Consider the following 24,757-nt stretch of genomic DNA (forward strand, 5'->3'; position numbering starts at 1 on the left):
TCGTAAAGTAACACACTTCACCAATTTCTCAAGTCTAAATAACGGTTTTTGCCGGCAAGCAATTACTAGATATTCGTTCACTGCTGCAGTTCAGAGGTGGTAATCTATTTTTCCGTATTAGGAAGCTCACAGCCAAAGGCTTCCCTCTCTGAGAATCGTAAAAAATTGATCGTGTCCTCATCATCACTTCTTGATGTCGAATTTTGTAGTTATTGTTCATTATATTGAATTGTTATAAAAAATCAATATATTTTTTATATAACATAAGAAAGAATTCTCTTCTTATATTATAACAGAAGATACAAAACTTCTCTATTTCCCTAAAAATGGTATAATCCATTTAGGAGGTGCATCAATAATGATTGCTGTCTTTTGTATCATCGCTACATGTCTCTCTGTTCTATTCGCTATCATGCATCGGCACAAGTATCCTGGTTATAGCATTTTAGCGGTAGCTATTATACCAGCTGGTTCCTTCTACGTATTGGGTAAATATCAATATACGGAAGTGTTTATCGGTTTTGCAATCTTCTACTGCGTCTTCGGATACATACTAACAATGAAAAGAATTTTATTGAATCATTAAAAGAGACCGATTTCTATAAGTAGAAATCGGTCCTCGCACGTACCTTCCGGTTGCCCCACGAAAGATACATAAATCCATTATTTATCTTCTTTTTTCATAAAAAAACTTGCCCCGTAAAAGCCCGATTGGTGAGGGCTAATAATCAGTGGAAATGCACCACTGATTAAAGTTTCACTTTATGATGCGGAAGATCCACATTTAATTCCTCTAATTGTTTCTTTTCATTGTCTAAAATCGCTTTTGCTTTTGTTTTCGTTGCTTCAACTAATCCCACAAAGATATCTTCATGCTTCTCTTTCTCTGGAAGTTTTACACTTAGTTTTGTTAATTCTTCTTTTGCTTGCTCATGCGTTAATTTTCCGGACTTTTCTTGTTCAAAAATAGACTTTGCTTTTTTCTTTGTTGCTTCATCTAAGTTAGCAAGCATGTCTTTACGCTTACCCTTCTCCGGCATGTTCACGCCTATCTTTGTTAATTCCTCTTTTGCTTGCTCATGCGTTAATTTTCCAGATTTCTTTTGCTCTAAAATCGACTTCACTTTTGCTTTCGCCTGTGCATCTAATCCTGCAAACATGTCTCCATGCTTACCTTTCTCCGGCATTTTCACACCTATCTTTGTTAATTCCTCTTTTGCTTGCTCATGCGTTAATTTTCCAGATTTCTCTTGCTCTAAAATTGACTTCGCTTTTTCTTTCGTTTGATCATCTAATCCTGCGAACATGTCTTTACGTTTTTCTTTCTCCGGAAGCTTTACACCTAGTTCCTCTAACTGTTTCTTTGTATCGTCCATAATTGTTTTTACTTTTTGTTTTGTAGCGTCATCCAAATCCTTTTTCGCCGTTTTTGCAGGCTGATCTGTTGCTGGAGTATTCGTTGCCGCGAATGCCGGAATACCGACTCCTCCAATGATTCCGAATGATAAAGCACCTGCAATCGCTAAATACCCAACTGTTTTCTTCTTCATAGGAAATTTCCTCCTTCATATTTCTAAAGCATGTACACTTTCGTATACATCACCTATAGTAATGTTGGTTCCTTAAAATTTCCTTAACGATTCAAATAAAAAACACCGCTCGTGATGAGCGGTGTTTCTCTATGCTTTTTGTAATTGTAACTCTTCACGTTCCATTATTTTTCTTAATACAATTGTTTGTGTCATTGTAAATAAGTTACCTGTTATCCAGTACAATACAAGTCCTGATGGCGCCGCAAACCCCATAAATAGAATCATTGCCGGCATCATAATTTGCTGCATCTTTAGCATCTGTACTTGTTCTCCAGGTGTAATATTAGATTGGAAAACTTTCATTTGAATAAATGTCGTTAACGCTGCAATAATCGGTAATATATGATATGGATCTGCATGTCCTAAGTTCACCCATAAAAACGAAGATGTGCGAATCTCTTCTGTTCGGCTAATCGCATAATACAAAGCAGAGAAAATCGGCATTTGTATAAAAATTGGCCAGCAACCAGCAAGTGGATTCCAACCGCCTGATTTCATTAGTTCTGACATTTCTTTTTGATACTGTTTTTGTTTTTCAAGATCTTTACTTACATCACCGTATTTTTTCTTTAGCTTCTGCAATTCAGGTTGCATTTTCTTCATTTTCGCTTGGCTGCGATATTGCGAAACAGCTAATGGAATCATGGCTGAACGAATAACGAGCGTCATGATAATGATGGCAATCCCAAAGCTAGCTCCAGATATATGATGCGCAACAAATTGAATCATAAACGAGATTGGATATACAAAATAATGATCCCAAATCCCAGTACTATGTGCATCAATTGGGGCCGCATTACTGCAACCAGATAAAACAAAAACAAGTAATAATGATAAACTAACGAGCACAGCTCGGTATGATTTTAACATGTTCATTCCTCCAATGTTTCGTAATTATTTAGCGAAACATTGGTGTATACGGACCGACCTCGTCATTCTCTTCACTTGATTCTTGTCTGCGTACAGAACGAATCATTCCATATTTATAAAAAATAGAAAATAGCGGTACATTTCCTGCACTATCTTCACATGTATCAACTAACGCAAAAGCTCTTTGTCTACCGCTCGATGCTTGCTGACGCACAAAGCGAGAAACGTTAGCAAGGAAGAAAACTTCTAATAAACAAAGTGCTGTCGTTACAAACGATATATATAGAATTGCATCCTGCAATAAAAATTCCATCGCTTCACATCCTTAATAAGGTCATTTTAGCACATTCGGCAAACATTCTCTATTTCCTTTTATTTTCAAAAAAAGCATTTTGCATATTTTCTCAAGAAAATAATAATTAAGAAACATTGTATTCGCTTTCTTTAGTATATTCACACACATCAATGAATAGGCTTGATTTATTAGAAATTTATAAAATTTTTGCATTATAATAAAACTATTGCCAGTTTTTGAAAAAACCTTTATTCTCTTCTTGTAATCAAAAATGAATATGGAGATGAAACATACTATGGGTCAACTAGGAGACGCCGATTACGTTCCCGACACCGCCTTTTTATCCTTCCCAGCAGCGAAAACATTTCACTTAGAATTTATAATACAGTTGGTTGTTATTTTTATAGCTTCTATTTTGTATGCAATTTCTATGAATATGTTTTTTATCCCGCATAATATGATTAGCGGTGGGTTCGCTGGTGTAGGGATGATTATCGGTTATTTAATGCACTACAATATCGGTGCACTTATCTTTTTACTAAACATTCCTCTTCTTATTTTAAGTCACTTTTACTTAGGCAAGAAGACAACCTTTTTAACAGCGTACTTTGTAGCTGTATCATCGTTAGCGATGAACATTATCCCGGTACACCAAGTTTCAGACGATATTTTACTTTCTTCTGTATTCGGTGGTGTTATCTGCGGAGCAGCTTCAGGAATTATATTCCGATTTGCTTCTTCAACAGGTGGTTTTGATGTTGTTGGATTGATTGTAGCGAAATATCGAGATGTTTCAATTGGAGCAATCATATTTGTATTCAACTTAATCTTACTTGTAGCAGCAGGTTTTATTTTCGGTTGGGATATTACACTTTATACGTTAATTAGTCGATTTGTAGTCAGCAAAGTTATCGACGCTGTGCATACGAAACATATTAAATTAACGATAATGACTATTACAGAAAAAGGCGAGGAAATAAAAAGCGCACTACTACATCACGGTATACGCGGGGTGACAATGGTAGACGCTGTCGGCGGCTATACAAACCATAAGAAAAAAATGATTTACACTGTCGTGACTCGCTATGAGTTAGGCGAAATGAAACGTATTATCCGTCAAGTGGATAACAAAGCATTTATGAACATTACTGAAACAGTTGAAATTGTCGGCCGTTTCAAACGTATATAAAAAAGGGTAATAAATTAAAGGGCATAACATATTAGTCATATATAATATGTTATGCCCTTTGTTATTCAACTAACGCACCTTTTAGCATAATAAAATCACTAAGTTTATTACTACAAATCGGAGGATAGCATTCCATATACAATACTATCTGTCCATTCATCCTTATTCCAAAAATCTTGTATGAAATGTGCTTCCTTTCTCATGCCTATTCGTTCACACAATTTTTGTGAAGCTGTATTACGTGCATCAAGATTAGCCTGTATACGATGTACATTACATTCATTAAATAATTTCAATACTAAACTACTTACTGCTTCTGTTGCCAAACCTCTCCCAGCTACTTCATTTGAAAAACTATAACCAATCTCAACAGTGTCTTTCATATTTGTGTACCATACGGATAAATCACCAACTACTTTAGCCTTATATATAACTGCCAAACTTAATATTGATTCTTTAGTAAGTACATTATTTGCTAGCTTCTTATTAAATCTTTTCTGCATGTCTTCATGAGTCCACTTATTATGTAATAGGAACTTACATGTATCATCACTATTATAAATAGCAAATACATCCTGTAAATCAGTACTCTTAAAAGGTCTAATTATTAATCTTTCTGTTGTGAACTCCAAGTTAGCTCTCCTCCCTTACATTCATGCTATAAAACATTTTTTATAGTATTTAAGCCTCATTCTTAGATCTCACCTTAATTACATATTTCATCATAATAAATTAAAGTCCTTCTTCCACTAAACTGCACCGTTAATGGTATTTCCTTGCGCTTTTTATTTTTTACACTTATTACAAAATCAGATAATTCTATTATTATGTCCCTAAATGTGTTATAATGAAAGCAGACTCACAAAAAAAGAGTATATAGACTTGGAAGTTTCTCTTATTTTACAAGCAAAAAGAAACGAGCAGTCGGGTATATTTCAGACACCATACACGTAACGGTTTAAACAACCGATCATCTTAGTTACTCTTCAATGATCTTTTTATAAAAAGATACGTACAATTAAAACTCACTTCAATATACTATACCTACCTTTTTGACTTCCAAATCATCTTATTACATAGGGAGATGAACATATGAATCAATATATACGATATACAATAGCTGTCCTGTTTGCTATTATCGGCGGAACAATCTGCTTCTGGACAAACACTCAGCTTGGAGAGAATATCATTTTTAATGGAATCGAAACACTTGTAAGCGCTTCAATTTTAGGCGGATACATTTACTTCCTCTTCAATCCAGAAGAAAATGCTCAAAAAACAATGTTATTAACAATGATCGGAATCGTTGGTGGATGTATTTCCTACTCAATGACAAACTATACATTACCACTTCAATTAAGCTCAGCTTTCTTCCACGGTCTATGGACTTGGTTCATTGCATTCTGCTTAGCAGACGTATTCAACCTATTACAAGACAATGAAGAAGATAGCGGTCGCCAAATTGAAAGTAACTCTTAAGCTGGAAGGAATTCTTCCAGCTTTTTTATGTTGGTTTGCATACCCCGGTTAGTATCTACCGTAATATATCAGCGATTCTCCAAATATATCGGCGATTTCTCCACTTATATCAGCGATTTTTTCATTATATCGACGGTTCGACACATTATATCGACTTACCGACAATTTTCGGCAACCTATTTATGCTCTATACCCCGTCACCACAATAAAAAGAAGCTACCCAACGGCAACTTCTTTTCCACATACCCCACTTCGTATTCACTTAAATATATCAACGATTTTTCAAATATATCGATCGTTTCTCCACTTATATCAACGATTCGGCACAAAATATCGTTTTAACGACAATCTTCGACACTCGAAACGTACAACATACCCTATCCCCCAAGCAACTTACTGCCGAACTCTACGATTAAAAAGATAATTAATAGGATCGCGAGTATCTTTAATGCTACATATGCCACTTTAAAAACAACATAAATGAGCAAGACTATCAAAATAATTGATAAAATTTCCATATTTACTTCCTCCAAGCTGCGCTCTTCTTATCTTATTTTACTCGCCCTAGGCTGTTTATGGAACGGCATAAGATGACATAGAAAAAAGAGGATACCTCACCCATCGTAAGATACTCTCTTCTTTAGCTGCTCAAACCATTCTCTCTCTAATTGTAAATATCCCATTTCACTCTTCTCGGCGCTCTTTAATTCTTTATCAGCTTTCCTCATATAAGTACGGGATGCTTCCATATCGCCCTCTAAATATTTAATAATTCCTTTTGTACGGTAATATCCGTTTAGATCCATTTTTGTAATGGCCTTTGCATGTTCCTTTGCTTCTTGCAAAGAAAGACTATCCATCTCATAAAGTGCTTTATATAAAAGGTACCAACTATGAAAACTACTAACGAAAAACTTATTTTCTTTCGTTACAGGTAGTTGAACAATTCGTTCTATATGCGGTATCGCTCTTTCCATTCCCTCTTGATCTGCACGAGCAAAAAAGACAAGCATAAGCCTACTCATTATCTCTCTTATCTCTTTATTCTCTTTTATTTTCTCCTCACTAAGTTCTACTAATCTTTCATCCCAATCTTTCGGTCTTTTATAACTAAATAACTCACTCGATATTTGAATCTCATATAAATGATTTCTAGCTCTTTCATCATCTTTAATTAAAATAAGAAATTGCATCCCATCACTCATAAGCGTTCCTTTTATCGGCACAATTGTAACCGCAAAGATTGCAAAATGGAAAAAGGAAAAATATAAAAGATATTGATAATAACTTACCATGTATATGTAACCAAAAGTAATACCAAATAGTAAATTCGTAATCGGTCCACCTAAAGTGAGCCAAGCCCATTTTTTCGAAAGATTCGGTGTCTCTATAGAAGGTGGTACTAGTGTTGCAACGCCTCCAAAGTACGCCCATAATTTATTTTCTCGAATGCGTAATTTTCCTTTTTCTTTTTGAATAGTAATGGGTCCTACTGTTATAAATTTAAATGTCAAACCACCTATTACACCAAATACTACATGTCCTAGCTCATGAATGGCTAACACTAACAATGCAATTCCAACTATTGTCCACAGGTTCAAAATTACTTCTAATTTCCCAGTTCGGATTACTCCGTATAAAATGGACAGAATTAGCGCCACTGTCATTGAGCCAGCTGGCCTTCTTAAAATATCCACCTTTTTCTCCCCTTAATAAATCATTTTTCTCTGCATTTCGTACATGAACTTCCCGAGATGCAATATCCAAATAAATGAGATTAAACCAATTAACACAAAATCGATATCACTAGCAGCTGTATATATAACAGCAGCCCACCATACATATGCCAATATTGTATTCGTAAATTCATATGCTTTATATCCAGCCTCATGCACAATGTGCTTTAATCCTTCATCTGCGTTTTTCGTCCACATTTTCATAGATTCCATATATGTTACACCTTGTTCAGGATATAGCTTATTATAACGATTTTTTGTTATGAGTCCGATAATTACTACAGTAGTTAAACAAGCAATAGAAGCTACTAAATTCCACACCGCAAATGAAACATTTGTATCTTGCAACAGTGCACGTCTACATGTAATAACTGCATATACAAACCATGCCTGCGTAACTATATCACCTACACGTAAATATATACTTATAATGCCTAATTTTCTGCCTTGCACGCTCTCTTCTTCATCGCGTGCCTCTGCTAACATACGTGTATTCTTCCAAGTGTAGTACATCATTAAGATTCCAAAAATAGTACATATACCTATAAATGTATTGGATGATAATTTTCTCGGTTCATCCGAGAGTAAATTTAAAGCTATATAAGACGTTAAAAAACCACCCAGCATACTTAATGCTATTTTCCCTACAGAATCAAATTGTTTTTTTTGCTTACTCTTCATCGTCCTCTTCCCCCTCTACTAACGTAAATATTTCCTCCACCGATACGTTGAAAATTTTTGCGATTTTTAACGACAATACGATAGATGGCGCATAATCCCCACGCTCGATTAAACTAATCGTTTGCCGCGATGATCCAATCGCTTTCCCTAAATCCCCTTGTGATAAACGATGCTTTGCTCGCAATTCCCTCACTCGATTTTGAAGCTTCATGTCTTCCCTCTTTTTCATTTATTTAATTAAAATTGTAAATAATATCCTTATTTTTGTCAATTATAATTGTCATTACGACTATGATAATTGACAAAAATAAGGATATCTTATGATAGAAATAACCTATATAATGAATGTGAAATATTAAACAAAGGAGATTCCATATGAAGAAAACATCTACCTTTTCTTACATTCTTACTAAGCTTACAGCAGCTTTCTTGTTATTATTACTTATTAGCACGCTTCTCTTAACAACTAGTCAACCAACACTATATAGTTTCTTAACTGGATTACGCGAACTACTATATGTTCCCTTCGTTCCTATTCTTGCTGCATATGCAATTTTTTGTTCTATTTGCATCGATAAATTGAAATTAAAAACACATACAAGACTAAAGACATTATTCCTTTATATTTTTTGCGGCTATTTATTTTTTCTTCCCTTCCTAATATTTAAAGAAGCTAGTCTAACACAGTTCTTGTACCTCGGATCAATTGGAGCATTATGTTCTCTTTTTTTCTATTTATGTATAGTTATAGCAACAAAATTTAAGTGGATACAATATGTCGTCCCAGGCATTATGCTTATTATATTTATCACAATCAACTTTATTGATTTAGAAAAGGTTGGAACATCAAAAGAGCAATGGGTCGAAACAATAACAGATAACTCTTTCGAAGCATCTTTTCAACATTTTAGTGGTGAACATAAAGTCCCCATTGAGCTAAAACGAGGTGACATATTAGAATTCACCATTGAATCACAAGCTGAAAATCCAGATGGCTACATGGGAGACGTAAAAATGGCTAGTGAGTTTCAAGAGGAAGAAAATTATTTAGCTTCAGTCGGCCCTAATACATACCATTTCGCAGCAATTAAGACCGGAACTTACTACATTATAGTTAGCGGACACCAGTTAAAAGGAAAATTAAAAATAAAATGGAACATAAAATAAAAAAGGCAGTGCGTCTGCACTGCCTTTCAAAATTTTGACATAGAATGGATTTCATATTAACTTGCGTTTTGTAGTAATACTCGTTTTAACTGCTTACGGAAACGAATACCTAACGTAACCGCTACAATCACAATCACCCCAAAAATGATTTTACCGATGTGACCTTCTAGCGCCCCAAAAATATCATGTAAGTTGCCACCTAACCAGTAACCACCAATTAAGAAGAATGATACCCAAAATAGAGCACCTGAGTAAATTGTAATGGTAAAACGACGGAATGGTAAGTTAATAATTCCTGCAAAGTATCCTGTGAAATGACGTACACCAGGAATAAAGAAACCAATAAAAATTAAGAAGTACCCATACTTATCAAACCACATTCTCGTTAAGTCAATTTTTCTTTGTGTTAAAAATACGTATTTTCCATACTTTTGAATGAAAGGCATACCTAATTTATTTCCTAAAAAGTATTGAATCGTCATTCCTACACTTGTCCCAATAAAGGATAGAATAATTAAAATCGGTAAACTTAAATCACCCTTATGTGCTAAAAATCCCGCATATGCTAATGTTGGCTCTCCCGGAAACGGAAGTGCAATATATTCTAACAGCAAGCCGACAAGTACAACATAGTACCCGTATTGCTGAAATAATTCATGAATCCATTCCATGTCATCTCTCCTTTCAGTCACGTACAACTTCTTACTATTATTGTATAAAAAAATTGTCGAAATAACTATCACAATAGCTTACATTTTTATTACATTTTTGTAAGGGTCACACTAATGATTTTCGTTCTTTATTAAATAGTAAAAATCATTTTTTAAGTCGAAATAGCGAAAAGGTACATTAATAACATGCAGATTTCATCCATTTTTTAGCACTAAAAAACCTCTCTTATTTTGTTCTCAATAAAAAACCATCACAAACTCATGCTAACTTCATATTAGCTTCATATACGTATTGTAAGATTATATCGGAATTTGTTGAAAAATTTAACCAATATATGACTAAGCATTAATTTGAATAAATATAAGTCGTTTTTCGAAATTGAAAAAAGGGTGAATACGAAATGGAAGCATATAAAATGCACGATTTTATTAATACAAATGTTGAATCTCATCAAAATGAAACCGTTTTTAATTTACAAATATGTGAAACAAGTGAATTTGACGTAAGTTTAACAAAATCTACAACACTATCTTTTATCGTTTCAAAAAAGAATATTAAAATTGTCACGAAAAAATGGATTAATTCAAATCAAGAAAGCATGATTGGCAAAAGCTACATCATTCCAACAAAAGCTTTTCACTATTTCTTACCAATCATTTCTGAAAATGAAGATGAGCTAAATATTCAAGTTCAAAGTTTTGGACTACGTGGTGAGCTTTTATTAAATGAAAGATTACTTATTGATAACAACAAACATAACAGCAAAATCACTACATTCTTTGAAACATTAGATGAAAATGTAAATAAAGCATTACGAGGATTACAACTTCATTGTATGTAAGACTATTACGATAGTAAAAGGAGAATAACAATGAAAAAATTATTATTAAGCGCACTATTATCATTAGGATTTTTAACTCTTCCATTCGCTAGCACAGAGGCAGCTACAACGAAAGATCAATTAATCGTAGATACTCAGTTAAATAAAATGGATTATTATCAGGATGGAAAATTTATAAAAAGTTTTACTGTCGCTACTGGAAAAGCAGCAACACCTACACCTAAAGGCACTTTTCAAATCGTAAATAAAATTAAAAACCGCCCTTATTATACAGGCAAAATTAAAGGCGGCGATCCACGTAATCCACTTGGTGACCGTTGGCTTGGATTAAATATGGCAGGAACTTACGGAACAACTTATGCGATTCACGGAACTAACAATAATCAAGCAATCGGCAAATGGACAACACTTGGTTGTATTCGTATGTATAACAATGATATACACTGGTTATTTGAGCGCGTTCAGCAGCAAGCTACCGTCACTGTAAAATAGCCTAAAAACAAGATTTATGTGTAGCCAAGAATTTTATGTCTTGGCTTATTTTATTTATTCATTTACAGTAGCAAAACAACTGTATTTACATATATAATAGGAATAGATTTGATTAGCTAATGTCTAAACATTGATAAACGTAGATATTAAAATTATACAGTTATAATATTTTATAAATTTTATAATACATACTATAATAGAACTACTGTAATTCTGAACTATTCAGTAACACTAAACTATTCCCCTTGCTACCTTCATGATTATTTTATAGCGGGGGCTTATTATATGTATAAACAATCTGAGTCACTCGAAAAATGATGAATTCGAATATTGCAGTAAAAAGCGTTATTTAGGAGGTGTTACTATGACGCATATACTGGTGATTGAAGACAACCCAGATATACAAGAACTTATTCGTGAATTTCTAATGGCACAAAACTTTACCGTTGATGTAGTTGGTGCTGGAACAGAAGGTATTCTTCTTTTCCAAAAAAATTCATACGATCTTGTCCTCCTCGATGTAATGTTACCAGATATAGATGGCTATAGTATTTGTAAAATTATGCGAGGACAATCTGATGTACCAATCATTATGTTAACAGGCTTACATAATGAAGAAAGTGAAATTAAAGGATTTGAATTAGGTATTGATGACTATATTACGAAACCGTTCCATTACACTGTATTTATTAAGCGTGTAGAGGCTGTATTAAGAAGGGCAGCAACGAAGGAAGCAGAAGCTGCAACTATACTACAATTCCATGAATTGATGTTAAACTCTACAGCATATGCAGCTTATGTTCATGGTAATCAAATTGAATTGACAACAAAAGAATTTGAAATTATTTATACTTTACTGCAAAATCGAGGAAAAGTATTATCAAGAAGTGATTTGTTGAATAAGGTATGGGGCTATGAACATTATGGTGATGTAAGAGTTATAGATACACATATTAAAAACTTAAGAAAAAAATTAGGAATTCCTTATATTAAAACGGTGAAAGGCATTGGCTACAAAATCGAATCGTAGCAAAGACAACATCACCAAAAATATTTTCATCAAAACCTTATTATTTTGTATTCTTTTATCACTTTGTCTTTATCAAATGATTTACTTTCTAGCTTCAAACTACGATAAAGAACGTTTTGCAAAAGAAAATGGAACGCCGACTACAGAACAGGCCGATTCAGATAAGCAAAACGACGAAAGTAAAACGACGCAAAATAAAGCTGTATCAAAGGGGAGCATTTCTAATTTCCAATCTTCTATTATAGATTATAAATCTCTTTCTACGGCTATCAATCACCTTTTGCAGCCTAGCCAAACTGCAAAGGCAAAAGAACATACACAAAATCTTTCGGGGAAAAATAGCACTTCTAATCTGCCTATAGAAGCAGAAAAGAAAGCTGCTAATAATGATGCCTTACATACACAAAATGCAGCAAGTAAAACAAATGATACAAATGATAATCCAAAGTTAGCAGATGCGTTGCAGCAATTAGCTCCACATATTGGCGCGACAATGCTTGCATTATCACTACTCGGATCTTTAATTTATACAAAACTAATTGCCAAACCTTTTCAATATATGAGCGATGCTTTAAAAGATATTATGAACCTTGATTTCTCAGATAAAAAGCTACTTAACAAAAATACAGATCAAACAGATTTTAATTTGCAAGTAGCCGCTTCACAAGTACCAAATATTGTGAAGAATTTACATGCAAGCAATCAAGATTTAAGAAATGAGCTCAAAAAGGAAAAACAATTAGAGCAATCTCGTAAAGAATTTATGTCTATGGTATCCCATGAATTAAAAACACCAATCGCAGCCGTTATGGGACAGCTAGATGGCATGATTCACGGGATTGGAGCTTATAAAGATAGAGATAAATATTTAAAACGTTCCTATGAAATGATGCAAGACATTAACATATTAACGGAAAAAATGTCGGAATTATCCAAAATACAGAACCCTCAATTTAAACCAGATTTAAAAGTTATCTCATTAACTAACATTATTGAGGACGTTATGAAGAAGGTAGATTATTTCGTATCTGTAAAGCAATTAAATGTTCAATCTAACATTAAACAAGATGTACAGGTTTTAGCTGATCCTACATTTATTCAAACTGCTATTTTTAACATCATTTCAAATGCAATTCATTACACAATTGACCATCAGCATGTATATGTAAAACTTTATGAAAAACCAAACGGTTATGCATTAGAAGTATTAAATACAGGTTCGCAAATTGATGAAGATAAACTTGCTCATTTATTTGAGCCTTTCTATCGCGCAAACCCTGGCAAACATGGTTTAGTACAAGGTAGTGGTCTTGGATTATATATCGTGAAACAAATATTAGATAAACATCAGTTTCCTTATGGGATACAAAACACAGCTCAAGGTGTAAAATGCTCCATTGTATTCCCAAAAGCAATGTAACATTCACTATAATTACATACCCCAAACTCATACTTCATGTGTGAGTGGCGGAATTTTGTAGAGTATCTTACTCTGTTTCGTTCGCCCGTTATCCTTATTTGGATAGCGGGCGTTTTTTATTACTTAAAAGGAGGATTTTTTATGGAGAAGTTTAAATATTCCTTGCTCGTTTTATTTGGTGCTTGCAGCTACGGCATACTTTCAACTATTTTCAAACTCGGATTCCTAAATGGATTTTCAGCACATCAACTATTAGGAGGACAATATGTCTTCGGATGGATTGGACTTCTTCTACTCGTTCTTTTCTTTTCACGTCATAAAGTAACAAAAAAACAATTCTTTTCATTACTAACCGTCGGAACAACAATGAGTATGACGGGGATTTTCTACGCTATTTCTGTAGAAGAACTACCCGCATCTATCGCTGTCGTCCTACTCTTTCAGTTCACTTGGATTGGTGTCATTATCGAAGCCATTGCAAATCGAACATTTCCAAGCCGCGATAAGATCATATCTATCCTTATTTTATTTGCTGGTACATTGTTTGCAGGTGGTGTATTTGAAGGCCTCGGACAAAGTTTTTCTACGAAAGGGATTATATTTGGACTATTAGCTGCCGTCTCTTTTTCATTCTATGTTTTTGCAAGCGGACGCGTTGCTACCGATGTTCCGCCTTATACGAAAAGCTTTCTTATGACAACAAGTGCGACTCTTATTGTATGTCTATTCTTCCCGCCAACCTTTTTAACAGATGGTGCCCTGCAAGCCGGTCTATGGAAATATACTTTCTTCCTCGGATTATTCGGCGTTGTTGTACCTGTCATTTGTTTTTCAATCGGTGTACCAAAGGTTGGAACAGGACTCGGTACAATATTAGGTGCAGCTGAATTACCAACTGCTATTATCGCTTCTATTACACTTGTACATGAAGTCGTAACATTCATGCAGTGGATTGGAATTATTTTTATATTGATTGGGATTTTCACTCCCCAGCTGCTTACAGCTAGGAAAGCAAGGAAACATAATCGCGTGCATAGCGCTTGAAAAAAATGCAGAATTTATCTGGAGGTATAAATGACTATTTTAAGCATCGTATTTTTTGCTATTATGTGTATCTTCTTCCTAATAAGATATATGAAAGAAAAGAAATTTTACGATTTACTTCTCATTCCCGTTTGTATATATGCAGGAGCAGTGAAAACTCCTTTCGTAGAGTACTTAAACTTTAATACTACATTTAAAATAACGTATGATATTGCAGCTATTATTCTTGTAATCCTTGCTGTACTTTTCTTTTTGAAAGATAAGAAAGAGAATCATACTGCATAACAAAAGACCTTTCATTTACTTGAAAGGTCTTTTTCTATATTTCACGTTACCGCTCCATACAGCTTCTCTATCTCATGTTCAATTTGTTTTACATCGATTCGCTCAAATAATGGCTGCACGCTATCAATTCTACTTGGCAACGTATTTTGAGGTTCCCAATTTCGTTTCACAATCGATAATGTGTTTCTAACCCTTTCACTTGAAAATGGTAAAAACGGTTCAAGGAGATTTGCAAAATTAGCGATAAGATACACACAGTTATAAATCATTTCTTCACACGAAACTGGATCATCTTCTCGTTGTTTCCAAGGCTGCTTTTCATCAAAATATTTATTTGCAAAACGGACTGCATCAAATATTGTCTCTAACGCCACCTTAAATTGAGTTTGCTCAATCGCCTCTCCTACATATTTATATAATCCTTCTACTTTATCTTTCAGCTCTACCTCAATACTTCCCTTCGGCACGATACCACCATAATATTTTTCAATAAACTTTAATGTCCGGTTCACAAAGTTCCCGTATGCACCTAATAATTCACTATTATGACTGTAAATAAATTCCCGCCATGAAAAATCAGTATCGCGATTTTCTGGTGCATTGACGGTTAAAAAGTAACGAATAGAATCTGGATCATAGCGTTCTAATATGTCAGGCACCCATACTGCCCAGTTTTTACTTGTAGATAATTTTCTTTTTTCAACTGTTAAATATTCATTCGAAACGATATGACGCGGGCTTGCTCCTTCCCCTATTCCAAGTAATACCGCTGGCCAAATGACGGAATGAAACGGAATATTATCCTTTCCGTGCACATAATATGTTTTCGCTTCGCTATCCCAAAACTCTTGATCATCTTTCCCTGTTTTTTCAGCCCAATGTTTACTCGCTGAATAATAGCCTGTCACTGCTTCAATCCATACGTAAATTTTCTTATCTTCATACCCTTCTACTGGAATTGGTACCCCAATTGGTAAATCACGTGATACGGCCCTATCTAGTAATCCTTCCTTTACATATCTCTCTGTTAGTTGAATCGCATTGTCGCGCCATGTCCCTGTTTGTTTGGCAATTTCTACAGCCCTTTTAATTTGCTCCTGAAATGTATGCAACGCGAAATAGAAATGCTCTGTTTCCTGTACAGATGGTGTACTACCACATAACTTACATTTCTTTTCTAACAAATCGAGTGGATCTAAAATAGCTGAACACGCATCGCATTGATCTCCTCTTGCTGCTTCATGACAATGCGGACATATTCCTTCTACATAACGATCCGGTAAAAATTGCGTACACGTTTCACAATATGCTTGTTCCACTGTTTTTTTATAAATATAGCCTTCTTCTAATAAACGTAAAAAAACATTTTGAACCGTTTCATGATGATGCTCGCTAGCGGTATGTGTATAGCAATCATAGGTAAAACCTAGGTCATGAAAACATCTCTGGAATTCTTCATGATACTTATTAGCAATTTCTTTCGCTGTCACACCTTCTTGTTTTGCCCTAATTGCAATCGGTGTTCCATTACAATCACTCCCTGAAACATACAACACATTCTCACCTTTTGCCCTATAATAACGCGCTAAAATATCTCCTGGTAATAAACTTGCAATATGGCCAAGGTGTAACGAACCATTTGCATACGGCCAAGCGCCTCCAATAAAAATACTCATCTTATATTCCTCCTTTAAAATATAAAAAGCCCCGCCTTATCTTAAAAAAGATAAGGGCGGGGCTGTATAAACAGTCGCGGTACCACCTTATTTCGCTAATTACTCACATAATTAGCCTTAACAAGTACGGAGCTCTATGCTCTTATACTGTGGTTTTGATAACGAGTACCAACTCTCGTCGCCGCCTACTATTATCATTTGATAAGTTCAGGACGAAGCTCAAAGGCCATTGTTCAAATGAATATTCTTGCTTCTTCTCAGCTACCGAAGCTCTCTGGAAAGAATGTGTTCATCCTACTTTTCCTTTTCAACGCTTTTACGTATAACAAGTATTGTACGACTTAATCACAGAAAAATCAAACTTTTATCCAGAAAGAAAAGGAAATCCCATCCTCTCACCGAATACCTATACGTTCACAAAAGGAGTGATAACATTGAACCAAAAACAACTAAGCACTATAAATGAAAAAAGCTGGAATGCAGCTGCCTATGAAGCTTGGACGAATCGCCATGGGGCGCCGGAGGGTTATGCGAAAAAAATTATGGAAGATCCCACGCGCGAGGTAGCACATTATTTACCTTACATACAATCTCCAAAAGGAAAATGTATTATTAATTTACTCGGCTCAAAAGGAAATAAAGGTGTTGCTCTCGCCCTTTTAGGAGCTGACGTAACAGTTGTTGATATTTCAGCGAGTAATGCAAAATATGCAAATGAACTTGCTGCCGCCGCAGACGTCTCTATTCATTACATCGTTTCTGATGTACTAGATGTAAATCTCTCCAAATCATTTGATATCGTATTGCTGGAGCTTGGTGTACTTCATTACTTTCTAGATTTAAAACCACTCTTTCAAAAAATTGCTACTTTACTTAAGCGAGATGGAATGCTTATCCTTCGTGACTATCATCCTGTTTACACGAAATTATTAGGAGTCAACCACCCATCATTTCAGGCCAATGGAAATTATTTTGATGAAGAATTAATTGAAGATGATGTTGCTTATAGCATCCTTCTTACAGAACCACAGAAAGAATCGTTACCTAAAACAACCATCCGTCGCTGGACGCTAGGAGAAATCATTACAACACTTGCGGAAGAACGTTTTAAAATTGAAAAACTAGTTGAAGAACATGGGCCCCATCAAAGATGGGTCTTCCCTTCTACTGCACCAGAAGGAATCGAAGAACGTATCCCTGGTCTATATACAATAATTGCGACAGCATGCAAAAAAGGATCCCTTCACGGATAGGATCCTTTTTGCATGCTCACGCATATAAGTTGAGGTTGGAGATTACCATAATTCTGTAGAATAGGACACAAGATATTTCAACATTTCGTCTCTGACTTACGTCGTCAAAAAGGGGTATGACCAACATAACGAAGAGTAATGTTTTTAGTTGATATTGATAATCGTTATCAACTAATTAGAAGTATACATGATGTCATTTCAAATTTCAATAGCATTTCTAATATTTATTTATGAATTTTATGATATGCAAATGTATACATTTTAAGAACTTTTTCTAATACCAATCTGACTCCTTCCATTATCTGCTATAATTTTCATTGAACAGATTAATAACTTCATAATAATGTTTTTATTAATTTCGTTTTAAAAATCTATAAATCATAATAAATAGTTTAAATGAGGGTAGGGGTAACGATGAAATATGTTAGTATTCGAAAAAAACTACTGTTCACACTCTTAAGCATTTCTTCTTTATTTAGCATTGCTCTTATTGTTATTCTTTCATTCGCCATGAATCAAGCAAGTGAAATCGAAACGTTAAAAAATGATGTATCAAAAAGAGCGACGATTTTAAAAGAACGTGGCGATTGGTTCCAAGCACAAGTTGCTGGTTTACAAGAATATTTACTATCACATGATCAAAAAGGATTAGATAAGTTCAACCGAGAAGGGAAAAAATTAGCTGATACTAGAGAGAAAGTAACAAGTGACAAGAAGCTCCCAGAAGGAATGAAAGAAGCTATTTTAATGGGGGGAAAATGGCGTAGCGTCATAGATAATGAGGTACTCCCTCTTGCGCGTGAAGGAAAATGGGACGAAGCATCTAAAATTGCTTTAGCACAAACAGATTATGTAAATGATCTTTTAGGTCGTTTTAATAAATATACAAATGAAGAAAATGAGAAACGTGACGCATTAATTGCTGACGTCGAGTCTTCTTCATCACTTATTCAATATATTATTTTCTTCTCACTCATTGCATGTACATTAACGTCTATCTTATTAGCATGGTGGTTCTCTGGTAAACTCGTTAAACCAATTCGACAAATTGATGAGAAGTTAAAAGAATTAGCTTCTCAAGATGGAGATTTAACGGCTAGATTACACGTAACAAGTAAAGATGAAATTGGTGACATTGCAAATTCCTTTAATCAAATGCTCACTAACTTACAGCATATAATAAAACAAGTTCAACAAACATCAACAAGTGTAAAAGAAGCTTCCGAAAATGTATTTATCGAAACAACCGCTTCTATGGAAAATACCGCAAGAACCCAAGAAACTATGAATGCTCTTGAACACAATATTCGTTCACAAGTTTCTAGCATTGAAGAAAGTTCAACCGCGATGGATGACATGGCAACGAGTGTTCAGCGTATCGCTGAGTCCGCCTCTTCTGTTACTAGTTTAGCTGTCACAACGTCAGAAAAAGCAGATGATGGGAATAAAGTCATTGAGAAATCTATTACACAAATGCATACAATTAACGAAGCTGTTAACGCTACATCACAAGTAGTTGAGCGACTCATTACACATACAAATCATATAGATACTGCACTTCAATCTATTTCGAATATCGCCGACCAAACAAATTTACTCGCTTTAAATGCTTCTATTGAAGCAGCTCGTGCTGGTGAACACGGAAAAGGATTCGCTGTTGTTGCCGATGAAGTTCGAAAACTTGCTGAACAATCTCAACTAGCCGCAACTGACATTAACCATTTACTGCATCAAATTCAAGCCGATACAAAAATAGCAAATGACATGATGACACAAGGTCAAGCAGAAGCTTCTGAAGGAATTACTGTTATTCGTACTGCCGGATCTTCATTCTCAGAAATTGTTAACCACATTAACAAAGTCTCTACGCAAATGCAAGAAATGTCTGCAACTGCTGAAGAGATGGCTGCAAGCTCTGAAGAAATGAACGCAGCTTTAAATAATATCGCTTCTATTTCAAACGAAGTTGCTGCAGAAACATCACAAACCGCACATTCGGCTGGTGATCAAGTAAACAAAATGAGTATCGTGGCTAAAAAATCATCTGAAATGAAAACAATCGTACAAGAACTTGAAGTTCTCGTCTCTCATTTCAAAACAAACGCTTAAAGTGAAAATGACACGAGCTCAAAGGTATAGGAAAGAAAGTTTTACAGTCTCTCTTTTTTCACTTTAAAATATCTCTTTCTATCTCTCATTCCGTCTGCTATAATTCCTAAAGGAAATAAGAAAGCTTTATTCCAACCGGAGTAAAGCTTTCTTTCAATTTTTTACATTTATTAATTCTAATACTAAGATTTCACAAAGGAGGCTTTTAATCATATGAATTTTGTAAGTATCAGAAAAAAACTTATGTTCATGATGGGAACGATTTGTGCTTTATTTGGTATCGCCTTAGCTTTTATTTTATTTTTTGCTATTGATCAATCTCGTAAAGCTGAAACATTACAAAAAGAAATTTCTCCACTGGCAACAGAATTGAAAGAACGTGGAGACGCTTATCAAGTACAGCTCTCTGCTTTAAGAGGTTATTTACTACAACATGATCAAGTCGAATTAGACAAGTTTAATGAGATGAGTAAACGTCTTGAGGATTCAAAAGATAAACTTCTTTCTAATCCAAATCTTTCTTCGTCCGTAAAAAGCACAATGGAATTAGGGTCTACTTGGAGAAAGTTCGTTGAAGAAAAAGTATTCACTCTTGCAAAAGAACAAAAATGGGAAGAAGCTTTACAAGTAGCTTCTTCAGAAAACGGAACTGTCTATAAAGTAATTGGTGACTTCACAAACTACAGTAATGAACAAGCTAAATTACGTGAACAATCTATTGAAAAAATTGATCAATCTGCACTCTTAATCGAATATGTTATTTTCTTATCACTTGTTGTATGTATTATCGTTGCAATTATTCTTGCATGGTGGTTCTCTGGTAAACTGGTGAAACCAATTCAACAAATTGACACGAAACTAAAAGAATTAGCCTCTCAAGAAGGTGACTTAACGGCACGTCTACAGGTAAATAGCAACGATGAAATCGGTGCTATCGCAGCATCATTTAATAAAATGTTAGAAAACCTACAACATATCATTAATCGTGTTCAAAAAACATCTGTGGAAGTACAAACTGCTTCTGAAAATATGCTAGAAAAAACGAATACATCACGTGAGGCAACATTAAGAGTCCAAAGCTCGATGTCCAACTTAAATGCAAGTATTCAATCACAAACTTCTAGTATGGAAGAAAGTTCAACTGCAATGGATGATATGGCAGTAAGTGTTCAGCGTATTGCTGAATCTGCTTCATCTGTAGCGGAACTTGCTGTTGCCACATCTGAACATGCTAGCGATGGAAATACCGTTATCCAAAAATCTGTTTCACAAATGACAACGATACATGAAGCTGTAAATGCTACGTCAGAAGTGGTTGAACGTCTAATCACTCATACGAAATATATTGATACTGCTGTACAATCTATTTCTAATATTGCTGAGCAAACAAACTTACTTGCTTTAAATGCTTCTATTGAGGCAGCTCGTGCTGGCGAGCAAGGAAAAGGATTTGCTGTCGTAGCTGACGAAGTTCGAAAACTTGCTGAACAATCTAAAACAGCTGCAACAGACATTAATCAATTACTACATCAAATTCAAAATGATACAGAAACTGCTAGCTCTATGATGTCTCAAGGCCGTTCTGAAGCATTTGAAGGTATCAATGTTATTCGTGAAGCTGGTACTTCTTTCACAACAATTGTGGAACAAGTAAATAAAGTATCTACTCAAATGCAAGATATATCAGCAACTGCTGAAGAAATGGCTGCAAGTGCTGAAGAAATGAATGCTTCACTTAATAACATCGCTTCTATCTCTACTGAAGTATCCAGCGAAACTGCCGCAACGGCACAATCTGCTGAACAGAAAGTTATTGTTATGAATGAAATGACAGTAACTGCTAGAAAAATGAAACAAACAGTTGAAGAGTTAGATCAGCTCGTATCTCATTTTAAAACAGAATAGATGTTCAAAAAATATCCCTCTTGCGAAGAGGGATATTTTTTTGAGCTCATTTCCTGCACATTATGCTCATTTCCGTTATAATGAGAATCGATATCATTAGAATGTAGGAGGGGCTACTTATGTCACAAGAAGCATTTGAAAATAAATTATTTGCCAATTTAGAAGCTGTTATTGACCCTGAACTAGGTGTTGATATCGTTAATCTTGGATTAGTGTATGATGTTACAGCAGATGAAAATAATAATGCTGTCATTACGATGACTATGACTTCTATCGGTTGTCCAATGGCTGGGCAAATCGTATCAGACGTTAAAAAAGTATTATTAACGAACGTACCTGAAGTTAATGAAATAGAAGTTAATGTCGTTTGGAATCCGCCCTGGTCGAAAGAACGTATGTCACGTATGGCGAAAATCGCATTAGGTATTCGCGACTAAATAAAGTGAAAATTTCATCATTTGCGGATAGCGGGATAAAGAAAAGACCTGACTAGGATGTCAGGTCTTTTCTCTTATTATTTTACACCTACTGCATCATAAGCTTTCGTTACAGCTTGTACAGCTTTAGAGTTTTTACCATATAAATCTTCAGCTGACTGAAGAGCAGCTTGACGCATCATTTTGAAGTCAGAGTTTGCAGTTAAATATTTCGTAAGAGCACGGTAGTAAATTTTTTCTGTCGCTTCACGGCCCACTCCAGTTACTTTCACGCCGTAATGATCTCCGCCTTCAGATACTAAGTATGCAGCTTTATTGTTAATACTGCTGTTAATATGAACGCCGCCATTATCAGCTGTTCCAGTATAACGTTTACTATAGTGATCTGGGTAACCTTCACTTGGTTTTAATGGGTTTGGAATAGACGCTGGGTCTTTAAGAGAGCGAAGCGCATCACCAGGTTTATCAGGTGTATAAATGTCAGCACCTAAATCCCAGCTCTTCTTCTCAACCATAACACCCATAATATCAGATAACGATTCATTTAACGCCCCTGACTCATTTTTGTAAACAAGGTTTGCTGTATGTTCAGTTACAGCATGCGTTAATTCGTGACCGATAACATCAAGTCCAGCAGATAATGGAATGAATGTTTTTCCATCGCCATCACCATACATCATTTGCACACCATTCCAAGCTGCGTTATTCCAGCTCTCCCCTACGTGAACAGTTGAAATAAGCTTCGCACCTTTATCATCGAAAGAGTTACGATTAAATGTCTTTTTGTAGTAATCATATACTTTTCCTGCATTTACATGCGCATCAACTGCAGCTTTATCTTCGAAGAACTTAGATTTACTTTCAACTTCTTCTCCTGTATATCCAAGAATTTGTGAGAATAAATTAAACCAGTTCTCGTCCATATTTTCTGCATCAAATGTGTGAACACCTTGTCCTCGTTTACCATCAAACAAGTTGAATTGTCCTGTTTTCGTATCTTGAGCAATTTCAAATGATTGTCTAGCACCTAATACTCCGTAACCAAATCCAGTAATGTTATCTACAGCGTTATATTTCTCAATAACATTTCCATTCGTTGCATCAACAAAATAATGCCAATATCCTGGAGCTGGTTTTGAAATCGATGCCTTAACTAAGTATGCAAGGTAGTAATTACCGTCCTTTTCATATACAAATAAATCTTTTTTCACACCGTCATAACTCTTTACTTTACCAATTTCTTTCTCAATATCTGCCTTTGCAATTGTTTCTGCTTGTTCCGCACTAATGCTTGCAGATGCAGGAATATTTTTATCATCTAAATTCGGAATAACTTGTCCGAAGAATGCTTTTACATTGTTCTCTTTATCAAGTGTAACAGTTTGATCAGAACCGTACACAGGGATGTTATTATGTTTCTCAACTAGCTTCACATGTGTCGTATCAGATTCAGCGTCTTTTTCTTCTCCAACGATATTAAAATGCTTTTCAATATTTCCTGCTAATTTAAACATATCTTTCTTACTCTCTAAGTATTGAAAGACCGTCTCTTTTTTATCTAGTCCTTCCGGTGCTTTCCATTCTTCACCTATGTATGCAGGTGTTTTAAATTCTTGATGATATTGAATTTTTTGTTCTTCCGCTTTCGTTGTCGTTGCCCCAAACGCTCCAAATCCCCCGGCGATAACAGTTAACGCTAATGCTGATGAAATGACTTGCTTTTTCACTATAACATTCCCCATTCCCATAAAGATTTTTGACACTTTTATACAATTCTGATTTTTACAGCTCATACCTCTACCGAAAATTTGAGAAACATTTTTCAGACAATTCCAATCAAAAAAAGAGGACATCCGATAGGATGTCCTCTTTTTTTACGCATTTTATTGTTTTTTCAATTCAATTGCTAAATAGTGTGATTGCTCTTTCGCTTGAATGTGAATATCTTCTCCTACAGATTCTGCTGCATCCCGCATAACAAATGTTTCACCATTTATTACACTGCTTCCTTCAATTTGTACAAGGTACAATTGACGGCCTTCTTTCACTGGAAAATGAATTTCTTTTCCAGCCTCTAATGATAAAGAATATAAATTCGCATCTTGGTGAATTTGAATTGGTGCATTTCCTTCTACTGAAGACACCATATGGAACCATTCATTTTCACGCTTGCTCCAATCAAATTTAAACTCACCGTAGTTTGGTTTATGATCTGCACGGTCTGGTAAAATCCAAATTTGTAATAAACGCAGCGTTTCATCGCCTAAATTATGCTCGCTATGAAATACACCCGTACCAGCACTCATATATTGAACATGTCCACGCTCAATCGTTCCGCGATTTCCCATGCTGTCTCCATGTGTTAAAGCACCATCTACAACGTAAGAAATAATCTCCATATCACGATGTGGATGCATATCAAAACCAGTTTGCGCCGCTACTAGATCATCATTAATAACACGTAACGCTCCGAAGTTCATATTATTTGGATTATAGTAATTGGCAAAAGAAAAATGAAAATGTGTATTTAACCAACCATGATTTGCTCTGCCCATATTTTTATGATCAACTTTTCTAAACATAT

Annotated in this window: 26 protein-coding genes and 2 other annotated features (1 of these 28 cut by a window edge); of the genes, 14 read left to right on the forward strand and 12 right to left on the reverse strand. The window is 35.0% G+C overall.

Annotated features, from left to right (window positions below; all coding sequences use genetic code 11):
* Positions 1–193: a binding site (T-box leader), on the reverse strand; it reaches 44 nt to the left of the window's first position.
* A 165-nt stretch (positions 194–358) separates the two neighbouring features.
* Positions 359–586, forward strand: coding sequence for a hypothetical protein (locus tag AXW78_RS24200; RefSeq protein ID WP_000562230.1), 228 nt, complete (start codon positions 359–361; stop codon positions 584–586).
* Between the two features lie 163 nt (positions 587–749).
* On the opposite strand, the gene AXW78_RS24205 is transcribed toward AXW78_RS24200, so the two are convergent.
* The 3 genes from AXW78_RS24205 to AXW78_RS24215 all read right to left on the reverse strand — a co-directional run bounded on the left by AXW78_RS24205 (position 750) and on the right by AXW78_RS24215 (position 2,775).
* Complete coding sequence (locus AXW78_RS24205; RefSeq protein ID WP_061884724.1) at positions 750–1,550, reverse strand: hypothetical protein; 801 nt, start codon at positions 1,548–1,550, stop codon at positions 750–752.
* Between the two features lie 129 nt (positions 1,551–1,679).
* Positions 1,680–2,462 (reverse strand): membrane protein insertase YidC, encoded by a 783-nt coding sequence (yidC, locus tag AXW78_RS24210; RefSeq protein ID WP_000920540.1) that lies wholly within the window; start codon positions 2,460–2,462, stop codon positions 1,680–1,682.
* A 28-nt stretch (positions 2,463–2,490) separates the two neighbouring features.
* Positions 2,491–2,775, reverse strand: a complete 285-nt coding sequence (locus tag AXW78_RS24215; RefSeq protein WP_000394930.1) for a hypothetical protein — start codon at positions 2,773–2,775, stop codon at positions 2,491–2,493.
* Between the two features lie 277 nt (positions 2,776–3,052).
* Here AXW78_RS24215 and AXW78_RS24220 point away from each other — a divergent pair, with 277 nt between their 5' ends.
* A complete protein-coding gene (locus tag AXW78_RS24220; RefSeq protein ID WP_000530032.1) occupies positions 3,053–3,946 on the forward strand; it encodes a YitT family protein in 894 nt (297 codons plus the stop codon).
* 110 nt (positions 3,947–4,056) lie between these two features.
* Here the strand turns inward: AXW78_RS24220 and AXW78_RS24225 are convergent, their stop codons facing one another.
* The gene (locus AXW78_RS24225; RefSeq protein ID WP_061884725.1) at positions 4,057–4,578 is read right to left on the reverse strand and encodes a GNAT family N-acetyltransferase; all 522 of its coding nucleotides are present in this window, start codon (positions 4,576–4,578) and stop codon (positions 4,057–4,059) included.
* 460 nt (positions 4,579–5,038) lie between these two features.
* Between AXW78_RS24225 and AXW78_RS24230 the strand changes: the two genes are divergently transcribed.
* The gene (locus AXW78_RS24230) at positions 5,039–5,425 is read left to right on the forward strand and encodes a DUF3938 domain-containing protein (RefSeq protein ID WP_001077773.1); all 387 of its coding nucleotides are present in this window, start codon (positions 5,039–5,041) and stop codon (positions 5,423–5,425) included.
* Positions 5,426–5,802: 377 nt separating this feature from the next.
* Here the strand turns inward: AXW78_RS24230 and AXW78_RS32980 are convergent, their stop codons facing one another.
* The 4 genes from AXW78_RS32980 to AXW78_RS24245 form a co-directional block, all read right to left on the reverse strand.
* Positions 5,803–5,943, reverse strand: coding sequence for a DUF3985 family protein (locus tag AXW78_RS32980; protein ID WP_000404758.1), 141 nt, complete (start codon positions 5,941–5,943; stop codon positions 5,803–5,805).
* A gap of 96 nt (positions 5,944–6,039) precedes the next feature.
* Entirely contained in the window at positions 6,040–7,092 is a 1,053-nt protein-coding gene (locus AXW78_RS24235; protein ID WP_033703600.1) for a site-2 protease family protein, read from the reverse strand.
* A gap of 42 nt (positions 7,093–7,134) precedes the next feature.
* Complete coding sequence (locus tag AXW78_RS24240; RefSeq protein ID WP_000837683.1) at positions 7,135–7,842, reverse strand: DUF3169 family protein; 708 nt, start codon at positions 7,840–7,842, stop codon at positions 7,135–7,137.
* Entirely contained in the window at positions 7,832–8,053 is a 222-nt protein-coding gene (locus AXW78_RS24245) for a helix-turn-helix transcriptional regulator (RefSeq protein WP_000776161.1), read from the reverse strand. The genes AXW78_RS24240 and AXW78_RS24245 overlap by 11 nt, the downstream gene beginning before the upstream one ends.
* Positions 8,054–8,217: 164 nt before the next feature.
* On the opposite strand from AXW78_RS24245, the gene AXW78_RS24250 reads away from it, so the two are divergent.
* The gene (locus AXW78_RS24250) at positions 8,218–9,009 is read left to right on the forward strand and encodes a hypothetical protein (protein WP_061884726.1); all 792 of its coding nucleotides are present in this window, start codon (positions 8,218–8,220) and stop codon (positions 9,007–9,009) included.
* Positions 9,010–9,065: 56 nt separating this feature from the next.
* Here the strand turns inward: AXW78_RS24250 and AXW78_RS24255 are convergent, their stop codons facing one another.
* Complete coding sequence (locus AXW78_RS24255; protein WP_061884727.1) at positions 9,066–9,680, reverse strand: DedA family protein; 615 nt, start codon at positions 9,678–9,680, stop codon at positions 9,066–9,068.
* A 401-nt stretch (positions 9,681–10,081) separates the two neighbouring features.
* On the opposite strand from AXW78_RS24255, the gene AXW78_RS24260 reads away from it, so the two are divergent.
* From AXW78_RS24260 to AXW78_RS24285, 6 genes are all read left to right on the forward strand, one after another.
* A complete protein-coding gene (locus AXW78_RS24260) occupies positions 10,082–10,522 on the forward strand; it encodes a DUF3978 family protein (protein ID WP_000388768.1) in 441 nt (146 codons plus the stop codon).
* Positions 10,523–10,552: 30 nt separating this feature from the next.
* Positions 10,553–11,014: a L,D-transpeptidase gene (locus AXW78_RS24265; RefSeq protein WP_000735062.1), complete on the forward strand. Its 462-nt coding sequence runs from the start codon at positions 10,553–10,555 to the stop codon at positions 11,012–11,014.
* 364 nt (positions 11,015–11,378) lie between these two features.
* Positions 11,379–12,044, forward strand: a complete 666-nt coding sequence (locus AXW78_RS24270) for a response regulator transcription factor (protein WP_000148833.1) — start codon at positions 11,379–11,381, stop codon at positions 12,042–12,044.
* The gene (locus AXW78_RS24275) at positions 12,022–13,464 is read left to right on the forward strand and encodes a sensor histidine kinase (protein WP_000201969.1); all 1,443 of its coding nucleotides are present in this window, start codon (positions 12,022–12,024) and stop codon (positions 13,462–13,464) included. Before AXW78_RS24270 ends, AXW78_RS24275 begins: the two co-directional genes overlap by 23 nt.
* Before the next feature lie 141 nt (positions 13,465–13,605).
* A complete protein-coding gene (locus tag AXW78_RS24280; RefSeq protein WP_061884728.1) occupies positions 13,606–14,508 on the forward strand; it encodes an EamA family transporter in 903 nt (300 codons plus the stop codon).
* 30 nt (positions 14,509–14,538) lie between these two features.
* Positions 14,539–14,793, forward strand: coding sequence for a hypothetical protein (locus tag AXW78_RS24285; protein ID WP_000154129.1), 255 nt, complete (start codon positions 14,539–14,541; stop codon positions 14,791–14,793).
* A gap of 41 nt (positions 14,794–14,834) precedes the next feature.
* Here the strand turns inward: AXW78_RS24285 and metG are convergent, their stop codons facing one another.
* Positions 14,835–16,469: a methionine--tRNA ligase gene (gene metG / locus AXW78_RS24290; RefSeq protein ID WP_000021583.1), complete on the reverse strand. Its 1,635-nt coding sequence runs from the start codon at positions 16,467–16,469 to the stop codon at positions 14,835–14,837.
* 49 nt (positions 16,470–16,518) lie between these two features.
* Positions 16,519–16,789 (reverse strand) — a binding site (T-box leader).
* 114 nt (positions 16,790–16,903) lie between these two features.
* Here metG and AXW78_RS24295 point away from each other — a divergent pair.
* The 4 genes from AXW78_RS24295 (at position 16,904) to AXW78_RS24310 (ending at position 22,173) form a co-directional block, all read left to right on the forward strand.
* Positions 16,904–17,722, forward strand: coding sequence for a class I SAM-dependent methyltransferase (locus AXW78_RS24295; protein WP_001072236.1), 819 nt, complete (start codon positions 16,904–16,906; stop codon positions 17,720–17,722).
* Positions 17,723–18,136: 414 nt separating this feature from the next.
* On the forward strand, positions 18,137–19,831 hold the full coding sequence (locus tag AXW78_RS24300) for a methyl-accepting chemotaxis protein (protein ID WP_000878439.1): 1,695 nt from the start codon (positions 18,137–18,139) through the stop codon (positions 19,829–19,831).
* Positions 19,832–20,044: 213 nt separating this feature from the next.
* Positions 20,045–21,736, forward strand: a complete 1,692-nt coding sequence (locus tag AXW78_RS24305; RefSeq protein ID WP_001012198.1) for a methyl-accepting chemotaxis protein — start codon at positions 20,045–20,047, stop codon at positions 21,734–21,736.
* 119 nt (positions 21,737–21,855) lie between these two features.
* Positions 21,856–22,173, forward strand: a complete 318-nt coding sequence (locus tag AXW78_RS24310; RefSeq protein WP_061884729.1) for a metal-sulfur cluster assembly factor — start codon at positions 21,856–21,858, stop codon at positions 22,171–22,173.
* A gap of 77 nt (positions 22,174–22,250) precedes the next feature.
* Here AXW78_RS24310 and nprB read toward each other — a convergent pair whose 3' ends face one another.
* Together nprB and AXW78_RS24320 are read right to left on the reverse strand one after the other, a co-directional pair.
* The gene (gene nprB, locus AXW78_RS24315; protein WP_000745128.1) at positions 22,251–23,900 is read right to left on the reverse strand and encodes a neutral protease NprB; all 1,650 of its coding nucleotides are present in this window, start codon (positions 23,898–23,900) and stop codon (positions 22,251–22,253) included.
* Positions 23,901–24,056: 156 nt separating this feature from the next.
* On the reverse strand, positions 24,057–24,755 hold the full coding sequence (locus AXW78_RS24320; RefSeq protein WP_061884730.1) for a pirin family protein: 699 nt from the start codon (positions 24,753–24,755) through the stop codon (positions 24,057–24,059).
* Positions 24,756–24,757: the final 2 nt, after the last annotated feature.

This window comes from Bacillus thuringiensis (assembly GCF_001595725.1).
Classification (GTDB): domain Bacteria; phylum Bacillota; class Bacilli; order Bacillales; family Bacillaceae_G; genus Bacillus_A; species Bacillus_A thuringiensis_K.